The 17,229-nt window shown below is 48.5% G+C and carries 11 protein-coding genes; 8 read left to right on the plus strand and 3 right to left on the minus strand.

Translation table 11 applies throughout. The annotated features are described in order from the left end of the window. Window positions 1-260: hypothetical protein (locus Q1Q75_RS18285; RefSeq protein WP_300673623.1), on the plus strand; the 260-nt coding region annotated here is incomplete at its 5' end. A gap of 276 nt (window positions 261-536) precedes the next feature. Next, entirely contained in the window at window positions 537-1,019 is a 483-nt protein-coding gene (locus Q1Q75_RS18290) for a hypothetical protein (protein WP_300673626.1), read from the plus strand. A 795-nt stretch (window positions 1,020-1,814) separates the two neighbouring features. On the opposite strand, the gene Q1Q75_RS18295 is transcribed toward Q1Q75_RS18290, so the two are convergent. After that, complete coding sequence (locus Q1Q75_RS18295; RefSeq protein ID WP_300673629.1) at window positions 1,815-2,603, minus strand: hypothetical protein; 789 nt, start codon at window positions 2,601-2,603, stop codon at window positions 1,815-1,817. Window positions 2,604-2,849: 246 nt separating this feature from the next. Between Q1Q75_RS18295 and Q1Q75_RS18300 the strand changes: the two genes are divergently transcribed. The 3 genes from Q1Q75_RS18300 (at window position 2,850) to Q1Q75_RS18310 (ending at window position 7,486) form a co-directional block, all read left to right on the plus strand. Continuing rightward, window positions 2,850-4,409: a sigma 54-interacting transcriptional regulator gene (locus Q1Q75_RS18300; RefSeq protein WP_300673631.1), complete on the plus strand. Its 1,560-nt coding sequence runs from the start codon at window positions 2,850-2,852 to the stop codon at window positions 4,407-4,409. A 214-nt stretch (window positions 4,410-4,623) separates the two neighbouring features. Next, window positions 4,624-5,205 (plus strand): hypothetical protein, encoded by a 582-nt coding sequence (locus Q1Q75_RS18305; protein ID WP_300673633.1) that lies wholly within the window; start codon window positions 4,624-4,626, stop codon window positions 5,203-5,205. A gap of 1,507 nt (window positions 5,206-6,712) precedes the next feature. Then, window positions 6,713-7,486, plus strand: a complete 774-nt coding sequence (locus Q1Q75_RS18310; RefSeq protein WP_300673636.1) for a hypothetical protein — start codon at window positions 6,713-6,715, stop codon at window positions 7,484-7,486. Between the two features lie 88 nt (window positions 7,487-7,574). On the opposite strand, the gene Q1Q75_RS18315 is transcribed toward Q1Q75_RS18310, so the two are convergent. Beyond that, window positions 7,575-10,676: a DUF5714 domain-containing protein gene (locus Q1Q75_RS18315; RefSeq protein ID WP_300673638.1), complete on the minus strand. Its 3,102-nt coding sequence runs from the start codon at window positions 10,674-10,676 to the stop codon at window positions 7,575-7,577. Window positions 10,677-10,978: 302 nt separating this feature from the next. On the opposite strand from Q1Q75_RS18315, the gene Q1Q75_RS18320 reads away from it, so the two are divergent. The 3 genes from Q1Q75_RS18320 (at window position 10,979) to Q1Q75_RS18330 (ending at window position 14,159) form a co-directional block, all read left to right on the plus strand. Beyond that, window positions 10,979-12,367 carry a M14-type cytosolic carboxypeptidase gene (locus tag Q1Q75_RS18320; RefSeq protein ID WP_300673641.1) on the plus strand — a complete coding sequence of 463 codons (1,389 nt, stop codon included), beginning with the start codon at window positions 10,979-10,981 and terminating at the stop codon, window positions 12,365-12,367. Between the two features lie 46 nt (window positions 12,368-12,413). After that, window positions 12,414-13,646, plus strand: coding sequence for a DUF711 family protein (locus Q1Q75_RS18325; RefSeq protein WP_300673643.1), 1,233 nt, complete (start codon window positions 12,414-12,416; stop codon window positions 13,644-13,646). Between the two features lie 84 nt (window positions 13,647-13,730). Continuing rightward, window positions 13,731-14,159: a GRAM domain-containing protein gene (locus tag Q1Q75_RS18330; RefSeq protein WP_300673645.1), complete on the plus strand. Its 429-nt coding sequence runs from the start codon at window positions 13,731-13,733 to the stop codon at window positions 14,157-14,159. A gap of 514 nt (window positions 14,160-14,673) precedes the next feature. On the opposite strand, the gene Q1Q75_RS18335 is transcribed toward Q1Q75_RS18330, so the two are convergent. Then, entirely contained in the window at window positions 14,674-17,070 is a 2,397-nt protein-coding gene (locus Q1Q75_RS18335) for a DNA polymerase II (protein ID WP_300673646.1), read from the minus strand. Between the last annotated feature and the right edge of the window lie 159 nt (window positions 17,071-17,229).

Consider the following 17,229-nt stretch of genomic DNA (forward strand, 5'->3'; position numbering starts at 1 on the left):
GTCGCTGGACTCAAAGTATCGCGGCCGGGGGAGAATCCTTCGTAAAAGGGGTGAAGGTCAAACTGTGTTCAAGCGCATCAGGCCGAAAACCCTATGAGACTCTTGATGGTTATGAGCTTCGGGAAGAGGTTTCATCATATATTGACTTTTCCGACCCTAAAAAGTCTTATATAGACCTTCTAAATACGTATGAATGGAATGTATTGGGTTCTATATCAGGCAATTGGGATGGCCCGACCCCCTCGGGGTCGGAAATGTAGGGAGCGCCGTGCGCACCGCTTAGCGTCCGACAATCCTGCAACGCCGCAATTTGTAATAAATATTGAGACGGGGGGACCAGGGGACAGTCACCATGCGCTATGGTTAATTTACTATAAAAAGTTCCTTAATAGCTGCTTTTATCTTTAAATGAAATTTTGAAATTTACAACCCAATAGAACTATGCCTAAAAGAAGTCAGAAAAACATCTTTTAGTTGTTTTGTTTTAATATTAATCACCGAATTTTTTCGGTAACTTTTTTTGAAAGAGCTTTAAAATGAAAAGTATTAAACTGTATTCTGTTATGATTATACTGGTTTCATTGTTTGGTTGCGCGAGTCCTGGTCCAATGCAGACAACGACAGGTGTAATGCGAACTCCTGCGTTTCGACCTCTTGCATTAGACACTACTAATGACGGATCAAAAGAAATACTTTTTAAAGAATACACTACAATGTATGACGACAAACAGCTTCGAAGATGGGGTGTATTTTTTATCACCGATAGAGGTGCCTACATGGCAAGTTGGGACACACAAACTTACATTTACAATTTGAATTATCAACTAAAAAAAGAAGAAATTTTAGAAATTTTGGACGAAACAGTTGTAAGAAAATACTGGCATGACTCTAATTTGTTGGTAATTAAAGATGTAAGAGGAAACAAAATTGGATTTGCTTTAATAGACAAAATCGCTGCAAGATCACTCTTACAAAAATTTGTTATGCAGAACAAAACTATGCATCAAAAAGAATCATAAAATATCATACGTTTCCTAAGGTGGCTGGAAATTAATAATCATACATTGGATCGCCAGAATTCCGTTGGGATTTGACCCGAGGAACGAGGGGCAAAGCCCAGCGGAAACCTGCTTTCAAGGTGGCTCACCTTGCCGCCGGAGGCATTGATTTTTGTACTTTTATATTTTTCTTGCAACCTAACGAATAAGCTGGAGGATTGGGGCCGGGCCAAGTCAACATGCCGTTGTCTTTCTACGGGGTCGGACCATGGCAACTCTTTGACATAATGGAGTAAAGGCTTCTGTTAATGTCGTTTTTTAGGCTTAAACGTACCATTTGGAGTATGAAATTGGCCGTTTAACAAACATTATACCCAGGAGTTTTCTTTTAAACCGCTCATTTGGATATCGAAAACAGCTGTTTAAGAGGGCCAGGGGACAGGCACCATGCGCTATTTACAGGTTGTCGTGTCGGCTTTTTCGGCAGCTTACTGCGGCATTAGCGCGCCAAGCTGAGCTTGGCGCATCTTGCAGGGTGGAAGTCCCTGTCGGGAAAGGTCTAACCCGGATATTTCATGAGGAAACAATTAGGATTAAGGTATATTCTGTAATTACAGTTTCTTTGCGGTAATATTTTCAGTCGTTTCAAAAATGCAAAATGTAATCCACGGTATTCTGTCTGATTTTCTCTCCCTTCGGGCGGGCCGGGTTAATGGACGGCCCAAAGCACCGGCGAATCGCGATTTTGCCTTAAGTTAATGACATTTAAAAAGAAACTCCTATCCGAATAGTTTCGTGGGCGTCCTCGGGATATCACTATCTTATGACAGATTCTGGTTTCTCAAAGTACCACTGCCACATGAGGCCAAAGCCCATCCCGAAGGCATCATCAAAAGGTTCTTGAAAATCCTCATATTTAACCTCGCAGAAGGCATATAGTTGTTCCCGAAGATTGACTCCGAGCATGCTTTGTCCTGAAATGCTGTTATGGCGGCATTCATTCAGTGGGTTATCAAAGTCTATGTCACACCATGTACTGGAAAAGCAGTTTACCCGCCCGATACTAAATGGAATCTTTAGGTAAGGAGACATCATCCACCAGTTATGTCCTTGCCGACCATCCGTGCGAGCCAGAAAGGCGGTAATGTCAAAAGTAGCATGGTTTCTATTAAGGAACTCGCTTATACCTCCAAACGTTCTGGTACCTCGCCAGCGGAAACCGAAATAACAACGATCATCCGCAAAGGTTTCTGTATTATATTCCATGGCCACATCAAACATTTGCAGAACAAGATTATCTTCGGCAATGCCGAATGTGTTCAAAGGCTTGAACAGGTCTAAACTTCCGCAATGGTTTTTCAGATTGGTTTCATCGTGACCATGGTCACCCGTAAAATCAACGAATCCATAAAGCACCAAATCAAATGGCAAATCGTTGGTTTCAAATTCAGGCGTCAATGTGACAAATTCTCTTTCTGTGTCATATTGATAGGAAATGTTAGACCACCAAAACTGTTTCGTTTGATCCTCAGCGCACCCAATCCCTATACCAACAAAATGCTCAAAAACGATAAAGGCCAGAAACCATGCAAGATACTTACTCATTTACTTTCCTCTTTCTCTTCTTTGCGCCCCATAATTGACGGTTCATTCTAAAACAGGCCCGAAAGGAGCGCTGTTAACAGTCGATTCAAATAGGGTATCGCAAGATGCATGCCATAAATTTTTACTCTTAATTCAAGCGAGTTAAAAAATAATTGATGAATTTTATCATATGTGATAATAATTTTTTATCATATATGGTAATTGTTCTATTTTATATCACATGCGACAGATGCCAGGGAGAGAGTGGTGGCCATTAATGACAAGGAGTTCTTCCACATAGCGTCCAAACGAATCTGCGGTAACTTGGATGCAAAAAACATGCTGTCAGACATCCGCAAGTATCTTGAAAATTTCATGCCCGCTCAAACCCTGGATTTAAATACATACGATCCGGAAAATCGGACACTTAGCAATATCGCTTCTGCCAGTTTCTATTCTGAAACGCCATCGTATTATCCGGTCAAGTTGTCCAAAGAAGCCGCACTATTCGTTGAAAAAGGTCATTATGGCCCGGTGGTTAGCATGATTAACCGATCCGAAATGCAGCCAGTGGCAAAACAGTTTGAATTGAAAGCAAAACAATCCCCCCTTTGCTTTTTGCTACTACACCTGAAAGTAGCCGGTAAAAGGTTTGGTGAACTTGTGATTTCAGCACAGGGGCGAGACTTGTTTTGCAAAGAACACGTTCATTTGCTGGAGCTCCTGCACGATCCTTTTGCCATTGCCATTGCAAACATCTTAAAGCACCAGGAAGTCCTGCGCCTGCAAAAGAAGCTATCCGATGACTACCGCTATCTGGCCAGCGAGTTGCGCCAGATTTCAGGGACAGAAATTATTGGTGAAGAGTATGGACTAAAACCCATCATGGAAAGGGTTCGGCAAGTGGCCCCATTGAACAGCCATGTATTGCTCTTGGGGGAAACCGGCGTGGGAAAAGAGGTTATTGCCAACGCCATTCACTATTCTTCGCTACGGCACAGCGGTCCATTTATAAAGGTCAATTGTGGAGCATTACCCGAAAACCTGGTTGACAGTGAACTCTTCGGTCATGAAAAGGGGGCTTACACTGGTGCCGGAACAGCCCATCGAGGCCGATTTGAGAGGGCTCATGGCGGCACGATTTTTCTCGATGAAATTGGTGATCTTCCCCTGTCTGCACAAACACGGCTTTTACGCGTCATGCAGGATAAAACCATCGAACGGGTGGGAGGCAGGGACCCAATCAAGGTGGATATTCGCATCATCTCCGCCACACACAGGGACCTGCAACAGATGGTCCTTGAAAAATCCTTTAGAGAAGATTTGTGGTTCCGGCTCAACGTGTTTCCCATAACGATCCCGCCGTTGCGACATCGAAAAGCTGATATCCCTGATCTGGTTAAGCACTTCGTCCAAAAGAAATGCCAAGAGATGAGAATTCCAGTCCATCCGACGATCTCGTCGATTCAAATAAAAAAGCTGATAGAACATGATTGGCCCGGGAATGTGAGGGAGTTGGAAAATTCAGTTGAGAGAGCTCTTATTGACGCCTTAGCTGGCACGCCTGATGGAGGACTCATTTTTGATGGTATAGTCAGGCCGCATCGGCAATCCCATCCTCTATGCCCCAGTCTCGAACAAGACGTGTTAACCCTTGATGAGGTGATGTGGAATCATATCGAAAATGTTCTCTTGTTGTGTAACAACAGAATCAATGGGCCCAATGGGGCTGCCTGCCGTTTGGGCGTAAACCCCAGTACACTCAGGCACCGCATGCGTAAACTTGGCATCACGTTTGGAAAAAGAAGGGAAGTAACTATAAATTAGCTTGGTGCAGTTTTGGAACAAAGTGATCATTGTCAAAATTTCTGATGTGTATTCAATACCCCAATAATAGATCACGAAAGCACAAATTAGAGGGGGTCATCAACGGACCAGGCAACGGACCAGGGGACAGACCAGCGGACCAGGGGACAGGCACCATGCGCTGTTCTGGATTGCGGCGTTAAGTTTCATTACTATGAGAGTATTGAGGTGAACAATGGGAACAGATATTAATCTTTATGCTGAAAAAAAAGTTGGAGATAAATGGGTCCTTGCTACAGGAATGGAAAAAAACGAATGGTACGATCCAAATAATCCTTTAAAATCAGAATTCTCTCCTATTCAAATAGAAGTAGGGCGAAACTATGACCTCTTTGCCTTGTTAGCAGGAGTTAGAAACTATAGTGACGTTGAATCAATCTCAGATCCAAGGGGTTTACCTAATGATGTTTGCCAAGAAATATCTGCAGAATATAAAACTTATGAAGATGCTTCTTTTTCGCCTAGCTGGCTGCTTGTATCTGAACTTGAACAATTTGATTGGGAGAAGGTGATACAAAAAGAAGGTATGGTTGATAAACATGTAGCGAACCTATTCGCTGGAAACCCTATGGGTTTTCCAGTAGATAAATGGCCTAAGGACATACAGTGCTCATATGCACGATGGAAGCGAGATGGCGTTTCAGTCAGATGGAGAGAAAAGGCTATTGACATATCAAGTTGGTACCTCCTTAAGGATAAAGTTGATAATCTATGTAATAATTTAACAATTAGGTTTGTTTTTTGGTTTGATATGTAATCAGGTTTTAATTTTTCCCTATAATCAGGATATATATATTTGGGGGTCGGACCAAGCCCGGCCCTGTAACTTTTTGTTAATCTTGATAATAATTTATCAAGATACAAAAAAATAGCTCTTAGAAACATCATTTTGAGGGTGAAATCGCACCTCTAAAAAGGGGGGACCAGGGGGCAGGGGACAGGCACCATGCGCTTGACCTCCACATCCATCTGTGAGACGCTCCTTTTTGAAATGTAACACACCTTAATTTAATGAGAAAATCATTCCAGAACCTAATCAATAGACCTGTAGATCCGTATTTCTGACATGACAAGCCAAGGAGATGACGCGTTATGCCACGTATCCCCCGGATGGTCAGGACAGATCCCGGCCAGAAGACCGTTTATCATGTGATCAGTCGCACTGTCTACTTTCTACGGGGTCGGACCATGGCAACCCTTTGACATAATGGAGTAAAGGCTTATGTTAATGTCGTTTTTTAGGCTTAAACGTACCATTTAGAGTATGAAATTGGCCGTTTAACATACATTATACTCTGGAGTTTTCTTTTAAACCGCTCATTTAGATATCGAAAACAGCTGTTTAAGACCTAATTCATGCCGTATTATTAGGCATAAAGCAATGATATCAGCTTATTACTTTGGTCCGACCCCATCGGCAGTACACAACTGCGGTGACCGCAGGAGAGTGGTTCCCATTCTGCATGGCCACAATCGGTGGACCAGAGGACGGACCAAGGGACAGGCATCATGCGCCTGATTTTCTATAACTATTCAGCTCATGCCACCCAATCGCCACAGACCGATGCGGCAGGGTCGATGAAGGCGGAAACCGTATAAAGGGTCTGTCCTTTGGTAACCGTGTCGAGGTGAAATGTCGGGTGCACCGTGCGCACCGCTTAGCGTCCGACAATCCTGCAACGCCGCAATTTGTAATAAATGTTGAGACGGGGCCGGCGGTTTGCGTGACGTTGAACGGTGCGGGAGCCGCACCCTACGGGAATAGGGAAACAGGCATCATGCGCTGTTATGGCAGCTGGAAGGACTGTTTCCGCATCGGCCTATTCGGGTATCGACTCACAACGACACATTAAGTTCAGATCGAACCACCGGGGTTACAACGTTTTTTTTGGGTCAGGAATGACGCAAAAAGAATACATCATGGGATGAGATTCAATATGAGCGCTTTTCGCCTGTCCCTTCGACCTTCGCTTATTCCGCTTTGCTTCTATCCCCCTGACGGAACCTTACAATGCCGCCCTTGTCTTAGGCTGGTGCGCATGCTAAACCGGCGTCGGGTCAGCAGGATTCACGCGCTGAGGACTTCCCGGTTAAATTTCCGAGTCACCTCACAAGAGTGCGCCCATGTCGGTCGTGCACTTTTTTTTGCAGTGGGACCGGTCTTACGACTCGGTTTTTTGACGGTTAATCCAAACACTTTCTTTCAGCTGTCCTTTTCGGCAATCGCCGCCTGGCACCTGGAAATAGCATGACGGAGAAAAAAGATGATGGCAAGGTTTCGTATTTTTTGTTTTAGTGTGGTTTTATTTCTATCCGCTTTTTCAACCACAGCTTATAGCCTGGATCAAGAAAATTATGAATTAGTCAAGGATTTTAAGGCTGCTTTTTTGAAGGGTGATAAACGTGAAATATCAACATTTTTTAAGTTTCCCTTAAAAAGAGAAAAGCCTATTCGTAGTATTCGTACGTCTGAAGAACTCACTGAACGTTTTGAGGAAGTCTTTGATCAGCATCTAAGTGACATCATTAACAGTTCCGATATCCATGAAGATTGGGATGCCGTTGGTTGGAGAGGTATCATGCTGCAAAACGGGGTTTTATGGATGGATTATGATGGTAAAATAATGGCCATTAACTATCAGTCTGAAATTGAAAAAGCACTGCAACATAGATTAATAAACACAGAAAGAAAAAACCTTCATAAAAGTCTCACAGTTTTTGAACAGCCAGTCCTGGATTGGCAAACCAAAAGATTCAGAGTTCGAATAGACGAAATGGATGATCATAAATACAGGTATGCATCATGGTCTAAAGACAAATCACCGCTCACGAAGCCAGATTTGGTACTCAGTGACGGCGCATGGGTGCCTGATGGAAGCGGTGGAAATCATTATTATATATTTAAAAACGGAACGTATACGTATAAAGTCTATGTATACGTTCTTGGGACTGATACGACTCAGATAGGGGTATTGGACGTATACAAGAATGACAAAAAACTACTTTCTGAAGACTTTATTAAGATCATGAAACCATAATCAGGGTCGAACCATCATCGGGGGGCGAGTCTTGATATGGGACAAAAGGCCCGTCCTCCCCGATAGACCCCATGACGCTCATCACGGATTACCCCTTCACTTTCAGCCACTCCCCTTTGATCCCCCTTTTTCCCTCCACATACCAGGGACATCCCGATTTAATACACTCTTTGTTGATGTTGAACTGAAAGCAGTGGGTGGTGCCGTTGGCCTGCAAGGGAATGGGGAGGATCTCCTGTGAGAGGTTGGCGGCGATTTTAAAGGCGGTGAGGGCCTCCCGTCGGCAGCACCGGGCCGCTTTCATCTCGCCTAAGGCGGTGATGATCTGGCCTGTAACCTTTTGAATGGTTTGCCTCTCAGTGGCTTTGACGGGGGTGCTCTTGAGGATGACGCCGAAGGCGATTCCGGTTCCCAGGGCTGCGCCGCAGCCGCCCCAGAAGGCGCAGGTTCCACCGGGTATGTCTGCACCACGCCGGATGGCTGAGAGGATCTCCTCGTCTCCGATGGCGCCTCCGGCGTTGCGGTAGGCCGCGGTGATCACCCCCGGGACGATAAAATGGTGTTCCGGGCCGTGCAAGGGCACGGCGGGGTGTGTTTTTATTTTGTCAAAGAGGGTGATGATATCGGTCTCTTTGGTGGCGAGGCAGAGGTGCTTGACCATGGAGAGGGCGTCCTCGCTGTGGCAGAGGTCGCAGACGAAATGCCCCTTTTCGCAAAGTGCATTGGCCATGGACGTCTCTCCGCAGAAGCTGCAGGTCTCTTCATGTTCCATGTCAAGGTAGGTGAGGGGTTGTCCGCAGCGCATGCAGCCCGATGGCTTTTTTCCGGTACTTAAGATGGTTGCGCCGGTGGGCTGTGTGCTTTTTTTGTCCTTGTCGAGGGGTTGGTAGCATGCGCAGCCGTTTTCCGCATCCTGGTTGGTGATGTTGCCCGTGTCATCCAGGACGAGAGCCGAAGGATCGGTATGGGACGCCTCGGGCCACGGGAGTTCGACGCTATGGCCCCGGGGGATCATCTCACCGGTGTCTGTGATGACCCCGGCAAAGGGGCCGGGGTAGAGTATTTTTGCCTTTTTTCCGTCTGGTTTGACGGCCTGGTAGGTAAGGGAATAAAAACGGTGCCCCTGGACCTCCCGGTAGAAAAATCGCTTGATGATACGAATGTGGGTGAAGCCCGTGGTCTCCAGCATGGCCAGGAGCCGCGTCAGCACCATGGCTCCGCCGATACACTCCCCACGCAGCACCGGATCATTCTGGATGGTTGCCGGGAAGGGTCGGTCGCAGGTCACGTCCGAGATGACAGCCCTTCCGCCCGGTTTTAAGATGCGATAGATTTCGGCAAAGGTTTTTGTTTTATCCTCAGACAGGTTCACCACACAGTTGGAGATGACCACATCGGCGGTGGCCTCGCTCAGGGGTATTTTTTCAAGAAATCCTTTTTTGAATTCCACGTTTTGATACCCAAGGCGTTGTCCCACCTCGCTGCAGCTGGCCTTTGCCCGGCTTAACATCACGTCCAGCATGTCGATGCCGTAGATTTTTCCTGTTTTGCCCGTGATGCGGGAGGCGATGAAGCATTCCACCCCCGCCCCTGAGCCGAGGTCCACAAGGGTCTCTCCTTCGAGGACCTCCGCATCCTGCACGGGGCTTCCGCAGCCATAGGAGCGAACTCGTGCCGACTCCGGGATGTGGCGGATGAGCTCCTCTTCGTAACAGACCGGATTTTGGATATCGAGGTTGGGGGTTTTTTCTGCTTCAGCGTAAAAAGCACCGACCGTGCCGTGGGTTCCGGCCAGGGAGAGGACGCAGTTGGAGTGGGTGAGGGCAACCCCGTCGTCCGTGTGACGGCATTCGCTGACCCGGTCACCCATCTGAATCCGCATGCCGGGATAATGGGATGAATCGGCGATGCCGCTCGCCGCTTTTTCTATCAGGTGAACGGCTATTTTTTCGTAAAGGCAGAGATAGGGATCGTGGCCCACAAAGGCTCCCCCCGCATAAAAGCTATGGTCGATGTCCCCGCCTCCGAGAATGAATCTCAACGGGTGGTTTTGACAGCGGGTGTCGTGGATCAGTGAGAGATGTCTCAGGGCGGTAAAGGTCGGATTCTGTCTCCAGGTCTCTTCGATGCCATCGTCCATGTGGCCGCAGGAGGCGGCTTGGTTCCTCACGAGGGCAGGGGTCGGGTAGAGGGTGCCCTCTGGCCCCACAGCCAGGGATTCCCATCCGGCGTTTCCCAGATCGTGGCGGATAGACGGGGTTGAAAAGACTCGGGCTTCCATGGATTTGATGTTGTCAATGGAAACCCCTGTGGCCTCTGCGACCGTTTCGGCACGCAGCAGGTGCCGGAAGAGTTCGTCTGCAGGAATGAAGGGGGCCTTGTGCGCCTTACCCGTGGCAAAGAGCCACAGGTAATGGACATCTTTGAGGCCATACCGGGAGGCGAGATGAACAATCTCCGGCATGAGGTGGCAATTGTCCTGTTGCACCGCCATGGCCAGGGAGGCGTTGAGCTCTGTTTTAGAGATTAAGTCAAGGGTGTGAAGTAGCCTGGTAAAGCTTCCTTTGCCTCGCATGCGGTCATGATGATCTGCAAGGCCATCCACGCTGATCTGAAAGTGCAGCCGCTTTTGGGGCAGGGTGTGGAAAAATGCCATCTGCTCAGGAAACAGCAGGCCGTTGGTGAGGATGACCAGTCGAGTGGTCTCTTGTTGTAAAAGAAGGCGGCAGATATTCTGAAATTCGGGGTGCATCAGCGGCTCACCGCCGGTGAGGTAGTAAATATCGGTGCCGAGTCGTGAGGTCTCCTGATACACCGATGTGATCTGTTCCAGAGAGAGGCATTGGTGGGTCTTCGGTGAACAGGAAAAGAGGCAGTGGCTGCACGCCAGGTTGCAATGGTCTGTGATATGAAGCCAGCACTCCTTGAGCTCCCGCAGGCGTAACAGGTCTCCTCGCCCCGGATAGTTCGTGGCCCTGGCCTCAGGCATGAGAGAGAAAAATTGCGCCTGAGTCAGCTGCGTCATGGCATCTTGCGCCGGTAAGGCATCGCCCCTTGAGTTTGCCTGGTGCTGGATGAGCCGGTCTCCGGCTATGTTGGGAACAAACCAGTGGGGAGCGTCCGGGTCAATGTAGATGGGGACGAGGGTGTCGGGAAGCCGTACAAGCCTGCTCAGTTGAGACATTGTCATGACGGGTACCTTGCGATTTTGGTTATGGGAAGTCGCCTGGGGGTAAGGCATAGACAACGATGACGGGTGGTAAAGTATTTATATTACAGGCATGAAGAGAAATTGTCAAAAGCGGCTCTCTGTCAGCTCATCGGTCTTGCCGATTTCGAATTAAACGCGTTTCGTGCCGGAGAGTATCGCGGGGGCTTATTAACAGGGAGCGAATCAAGCGATGATGGAAATAGATAGTGCAGGGCTCGTCAACATGCTAAATGAGCTAAGTCAAGTTTGCACCGGAAGACTCAATAAAAGGATTTTAGTGAATGCATCATCGTTTGAAGTGGCTTATTTTTGTCGGTCTGGTTTTGTGTGTCTGCTCGGGGTGCGGAGAGGGTGAAAATACGGCGTCTGTCACCCGTGACTTTGAATCGGGAAGTATCGGCGAGGTTCGCCAAGTAAGCCCCAATGAGTGGGCGCTCTCCCTTGCGGATGACAATGGTAACCCAGAGTTGTCCGATCGCTGGCGTGCCTGGTGGTATGTCAGGATGGATGATATTGACCCCGACCGTTTGGCTGTTATCCATCTTAAAAACAGGGGCTGGTCCTGTTATTATACCCCTGTCTATTCATACGATCAGAAAACATGGCATCGATTTTCAGAAGAAGAGGTGTCACAACCCGGCGACTTTGAATTGACGATGAAAAAAAAATTCGCATCGTCTACCGTTTGGATGGCTCGATTTTACCCCTATACCTATTCGGATTTAACCGCCTATATTGGCAAAATCAAAAACAATCCCCATGTTGACATTGAAACACCGGCAACGACACAAAATAAGAAACCGATCTATCTCCTGACCCTGAGTGATTTTGATGTGGATGATTCAGGTAAAAAAAGGGTCTGGATGCATGCCCGGACCCATCCTGCCGAAACGGGGCCGTCGTTTGTCCTGGAAGGGCTCATCGATTTCTTGTTGTCGGGCACACGGGAAGCGGATGCTGTGTTGTCCCAATTTATATTTCACATCGTTCCCATGCAGAACATTGACGGGGTGATGGCCGGGAATTATCGAACCACGCCCTTAAATGAGAACCTTGAGGTCATGTGGTACTCTGACCCGGGCAATCCCCTGCCTTTAACCAGCGATGCTCCGGTAGAAGTGACGGCACTGCATCACATCGTGGAGGCTTTTATGTCACAAGAGCCCGCCATTTCCATTGCACTGAATCTTCACGCCTCAAACAGTGATCCGGATGTCAGGCCCTTCTTCTTTCCTCATTTTGGTACTGTGGCTGATGGCTACACGGTTTCCGAGGCATCTTTATGGAAAAAGCAAATCCGTTTCATCAACAGCATGGGAGGTCAGTACGGCGTCAATATGCTGGAACCGGTTCCCGCCGAAGGTGGCCGCAGTTTTGCCACAAAAATGTATCCTGAAAGCTGGTGGTGGAAGAATTTCAAAGATTCTGTCATGGCCATTACAATGGAAACAACCTATGGCAGAGCGGGGTACGGCCCTGATTGGATCACACCTGATGATCTTCGTTGCCTGGGAGAATCCCTGGCCCTTGGTTTGCGTGATTATGCAGATCCCAGTATCCACTTTGAAAAATCGGCACTCATGTTTAAAGGACCCGTTCAAAAATATGAGCCATCCCATGATAGCTTTTATCCCCCGGCGGATCCTGGTGAGATGAAAGAGCAACGATAACAAAGGCATAGACGGCGGTATAAAAAAACCATAAGGGCATTGAATCATGAGCTATAAAAATAAAGAGCTGTGTAAAATAAGAACCATGACAACCTTTTTATCTTTGGATGAGGATAAGGCCACCTGGAAAAAAGAGATCCTGAAGGCCTCGCGGTTTTGTTGTGATGTGTCAAAAGAGTTTCAAGATAATGGGTACCTCGTTCAGTCAGTGAGAATTGTCACCAATCCTTTTGGTGAATACCTCAATACCGACAGCTTAGAGAGCGCAAGGCAGGACCTGGCGTATCTCAGCAATCTTTTGAACACATCCGGCATTGCCGGCGTTCGGGTTCGATTTGCCATCGGAGAAGCTCGGACTCCCCACGAAATAGAGATCTTGCCTGAGCTGGTGAAAGAGTTTGGCGATCTCTGCAACGTCTGTGTCAATGTCGGCCTTGATGATTTTGGTGTTCTCAACAACGCATTGATCCAGTGCTCAGCCGAAGCCGTTGTAAAAATCAGCAAAATAACCCCCAGGGGGGAGGGGAATTTTAATTTTACGGTCAACTTTAACTGCGATCCGCTCATCCCCTATTTTCCGGCAGGCTACCATCGAAGAGAGCTGGGGAATCGTTTTGTGATCGGGCTTGAAACACCGGATTTGCTCGTGCATGTCCTGAAGCAGTGGAATCAGACGCATGACACGCAAAATCATAATGACCGGTTCAAAGGATACTATGAGGCGATGAGCACAGCGCTTCAACATCACCTGTCCGCCATTTATGACATCATGGGCCAGGCAACATGCGATACACCCTTTCTTTTTTCAGGTTTTGACAGCTCTGCCGCGCCGTCGAAACAGTGCGCGAGTATGGTCGAGGTCTATGAAGAGATGGGCGTTGAGTACTTCGGCGCCTCAGGCACGGTGGAAGCCTCTGCGTTATTAACTCGGGTTTTTAAATCGATTAAAGAGGTCGACCTCGTGGGCTTTTCCGGACTCATGCTTGCCCTGACAGAAGATACCGGTCTTGCCCGGGGGACCACTCACTCACACTTTGATATCCGCTCTCTTTTGACGTACAGCTCTGTCTGCGGTATCGGTCTCGATACGGTACCCATCCCCGGAGATACGCCCGTAGACAAGATTTCAGCCCTTATGCGAGATACGGGGACCATGGCGTATCGCCTGAACAAGCCTTTAACCGTCCGTGTGTTCCCCGTTCCGGGCTTGAAGGCAGGAGACATGACGGCCTTTCAAAGTGATGACCTCTGCAATTGCGCGGTGCTGGCCGTTCCGTAGAATTTGATATCGGCATGATATAAGGCGTACTGATTTTTCGGAAACATGTGCATTTTGCCTTTTAGAATATAGGAATCGAATAGTATGAAATTTCAATTAGAAGAAGATGAAATACTTTACCTTGAGAACAACGCCAATCTGCTCAGGGGAGGGATGAAGGTGTCTCAAGGGGCTGCATATCTTACGTCCAGAAGGTTGGTGTTCTGCAAACGATCATTTTTGTGGACCTTTTTTCTCGGGTTTCTGCTTGCTGCTTTATTTAAGTCCAAAAAGATTTGGGTCACCATTCCTTTGAATGAGATTCAATCTATTCATATGGAAAAGCATGGGCTTGCAAAGAAATATGTGCTCCAGGTCGAGGATGGAAACGCCTATGCGTTTCAGTTTCTTGGGTTCTGGAAACAGCAAAATGAAAAATGGGTCGATACCATAGGCGCCGCAATCAAGACCCATGTGGATGGCGTCAGCATCACGGCTGTTGAGGATCGGATCGAGTTTGCTCAGGCGTCTTGATATCTTGAGATTCATGTTGTTATCAGCCAACGCGGGAGAATGGAATGATTGAGCAAAAAACACAGGACGCCGTTAAAGTGTGCCGGGGCCTGTCCCCTGTTTCGCTGTTTCGTCCTGTTTCTCTTGATTGTGCTTATGCCTCCGGCGGCCCTGCCGGGGGGCTAAACTTTTAAAAAGTTGTAACTATTCAGCCTAATCTACTTCAGACGTTCAAATGAATGAAATTATTCCGCAACGTGACACCACGTAGGGTGTGCTTGCGCACCATTTGTTTGGAAAGCCAACGCCTTTTGCCATTTCTATGCTGCTTGGAGGGTTTCCGTTTATGAGCTTTCTTGCCCGTTTCTGTTGATCCATGGTGCGCAAGCACACCCTACCTCACATCCCCCACACCGTCGACAATGCCCCACATAAGGGTGCTCTTAGCCCACTTTGCTTACCCCATTTCACCGGAGCCTCTTTGAATCTCACAGAAGCTGAATAGTTACAATTAATCAAGTGTTAAACGTGTAAATTATTCGGCGAAAAGGTTCAATTGGCGGCCGTGCATGATGTCATGGTAGGACTGGTCGAAAAACATCATAACCGCGTCAAAAATGGGGACGAGTTGTTTTTCGATGTAGTGGTTGTAATCTAAGTCTGCGTGGGGAAGTTGAACGGGAATCGGGCCTCTTAACGTCATGACATATCGGCTCTCCCGCGCCGTTGCTCCGGCTTTGCCCAGGAGAAGGACGGCTTTCACGTGGGGGGGGATGATTTTGGTATAGTCCCCGGGCGGTTTGGTGAGACGTTTTTGATAAATGAGGTCCTTGTCGTGGCGATGGTTTTTAAGATCCGCCACCGTTTGCTTCAGCCATGCCACGACATCCTGATCGTGAAAAATCCGTTGGAACAGTTCGTACTGGAAGTCTCTTGCAAATCGCGTCCAGTCGGAGCGAACAAACTCCAATCCGGTGATGACCAGGTTCTCTTCACCGCCTTCTTGAATGATCCCCGCATATCTCTTTTTGGCGCTGCCGCCCCCACCGCGGATGGAGGGGAGAAAAAAACGGATGAAGTGTTTTTCAAACTCAAGCTCCAACCGTGATTCAAGGCCGAAGTCGTCGTCTATTTTTTGCGTCATAAACCCATTGAGCCGTGAGACTATTTTTGCAGGCGCATCCTTGTCTGAAATCTCCGTCTCTTTTAAGCACACAAAGACCGAGTCGGTGTCTCCGTAGATCACGTTATACCCGTTTTCTTCCAGATACGTCCGGGTGGTTTTCAGCACCCACTGGCCCGTCTCGGTGATGGCGGATGGAAGCCCCGGGTGATAGAAGCGGCATCCGGGGGTCCCCATGACCCCATAGAAACTGTTCATTAATATTTTGATGGCCTGGGAGAGATGGGGATCTTTCGCGTTTTTGGCTTGCTCTCTTTTTTCCATGAGCGTCTGGATGTAATCGGGCAGCACATGTTCAGACCGGGAAAAGGAGACTCCAGCGGGCGTGTCAAGGGGGGCTTCCTGGGCTTTAAGCCGTGAGAGCGGGTCGATGCGAAAGGTCCTGATAATGGATGGGTAGAGGCTCTTAAAGTCCAGCACCACCACATGATCGTACAGGCCCGGCTCTTTGGAAAAGACCCAGCCTCCTTTGGCTTGCCCGGTGCTTTCCACATCACGGACATTGGCGGCGACCAACCCTTTGCGGTGAATCTGGGGCAGCATGAAATGGTCGAAGGCCGCCACAGACATGCCGACCTTGTCCATGGGAAGGCCGCTGATGATCGCCCGTTTGAACACATGGTCGATCAGCCCGGTTTTGGCATAAATATCTGAGACCAGTGTGCAGTATAGAAGGTTGTAGCGGGCCAGCGCGATTTTATCGTCTCGGAAGCGGCGCTCGATTTCAGCCACCTTGTCCAGACCCTCGCCGATATCCTTTCCCGTTCCCAGCAGTTCCGAGGCCACGGTCTCCAGCCTGAAGTTATCGAAGGAGTAGAAAGCCCCCCGAAGCGTGGGCGGCCCGTCGATGATGACCCTCCCGCATGTCGTGACTCGGTAGATTCCTTTTCTGATCTCTCGAATTCTGGGCACGCAGCGATCTCGTCCCATCAAAAACGGGACCCCGTGTTCTTCGTATTTTTTTTCAAGGAAGAGAAGATCAAAGCCAATCACATGCCAGCCGATGAGGATATCGGGGTCAAGAGTCTGCAACACCTGGACAAAGGCCTGAAGCACCTCTTTTTCCCCAGGCATTCGAACCAGGTGCCCACCCCCGGGTAAGGGTTCCCAAGAGCGACCCGGCCGGATTTTTGCCAACGAGGGGGGGAAGGGGGACGTTTCGGCGTTTTCTACGGGTTCACCCACCATCAAGACAAGGCCGACCTCGGGGGCCGGTTGCTCTCCGGGTCGTCCCTTGAAATGGCAGGCAATGGAGTAAAGCTCGCCTTTTTGACCGGTTTCGATATCCAGAGAGAGAACAGAAAACAACGGGGTGTAGTCGCTTTTGCGGATCGTCGGATTGACAAACTGGGTGACGCCGTTTCGAACTTGGCAGGGCCCATGTATTTCCACGCCCCCATGGATAAACCGCTCCATCAGATAGCGGTCTTCAGGGTAGACATCCGCCTCGAAGGTTTGGACGTTCGTCTCTTCATAATATTGGCGGGCTTTGAACAGGAGGTTCTGGGTTTTAAAATAGAGGGCATCCACCGCGCGACCGTCAAAATCGGTCAGGTCTACCGCGCGTCGCTTACAGTGAAAGCTTTTCGGGGGCAGGGGGGCGTCCCTGAGGATAAAAAAGAGGGGCTGATGATTCGTGACGGAAATTTCAAACGGGCCACGATCGCTGACTCCAGAATAACGAAGTCGGTGCGTATTCCCGGCATCGAGTCGTTCACGTGTCAGTATGTATCCTTCAAGTCTGTCCATGAATTATCCCATAGCAGGCCCTGGAGGAAAAGACAATTTGCGGGGCGGCTATTTTGGTCTTGGGCCTTGATCGGGGCCTGTCCCCAGTTTTTGTCGATTGCCCAATTTTTGTCTACTATTCATCGGGTAGGGCAATCTTTTTGTGCTGCGTAGTACACT

This window comes from Desulfoluna sp., assembly GCF_030145185.1.
Taxonomy (GTDB): domain Bacteria; phylum Desulfobacterota; class Desulfobacteria; order Desulfobacterales; family Desulfolunaceae; genus Desulfoluna.

Coding starts and splice junctions, on each gene's coding strand:
- Q1Q75_RS18305 (WP_300673633.1), top strand. CDS start 4,624: ATGGGAACAGATATTAATCTTTATGCTGAAAAAAAAGTTGGAGATAAA.
- Q1Q75_RS18325 (WP_300673643.1), top strand. CDS start 12,414: ATGAGCTATAAAAATAAAGAGCTGTGTAAAATAAGAACCATGACAACC.
- Q1Q75_RS18330 (WP_300673645.1), top strand. CDS start 13,731: ATGAAATTTCAATTAGAAGAAGATGAAATACTTTACCTTGAGAACAAC.
- Q1Q75_RS18310 (WP_300673636.1), top strand. CDS start 6,713: ATGATGGCAAGGTTTCGTATTTTTTGTTTTAGTGTGGTTTTATTTCTA.
- Q1Q75_RS18335 (WP_300673646.1), bottom strand. CDS start 17,070: ATGGACAGACTTGAAGGATACATACTGACACGTGAACGACTCGATGCC.
- Q1Q75_RS18295 (WP_300673629.1), bottom strand. CDS start 2,603: ATGAGTAAGTATCTTGCATGGTTTCTGGCCTTTATCGTTTTTGAGCAT.
- Q1Q75_RS18315 (WP_300673638.1), bottom strand. CDS start 10,676: ATGACAATGTCTCAACTGAGCAGGCTTGTACGGCTTCCCGACACCCTC.
- Q1Q75_RS18320 (WP_300673641.1), top strand. CDS start 10,979: ATGCATCATCGTTTGAAGTGGCTTATTTTTGTCGGTCTGGTTTTGTGT.
- Q1Q75_RS18290 (WP_300673626.1), top strand. CDS start 537: ATGAAAAGTATTAAACTGTATTCTGTTATGATTATACTGGTTTCATTG.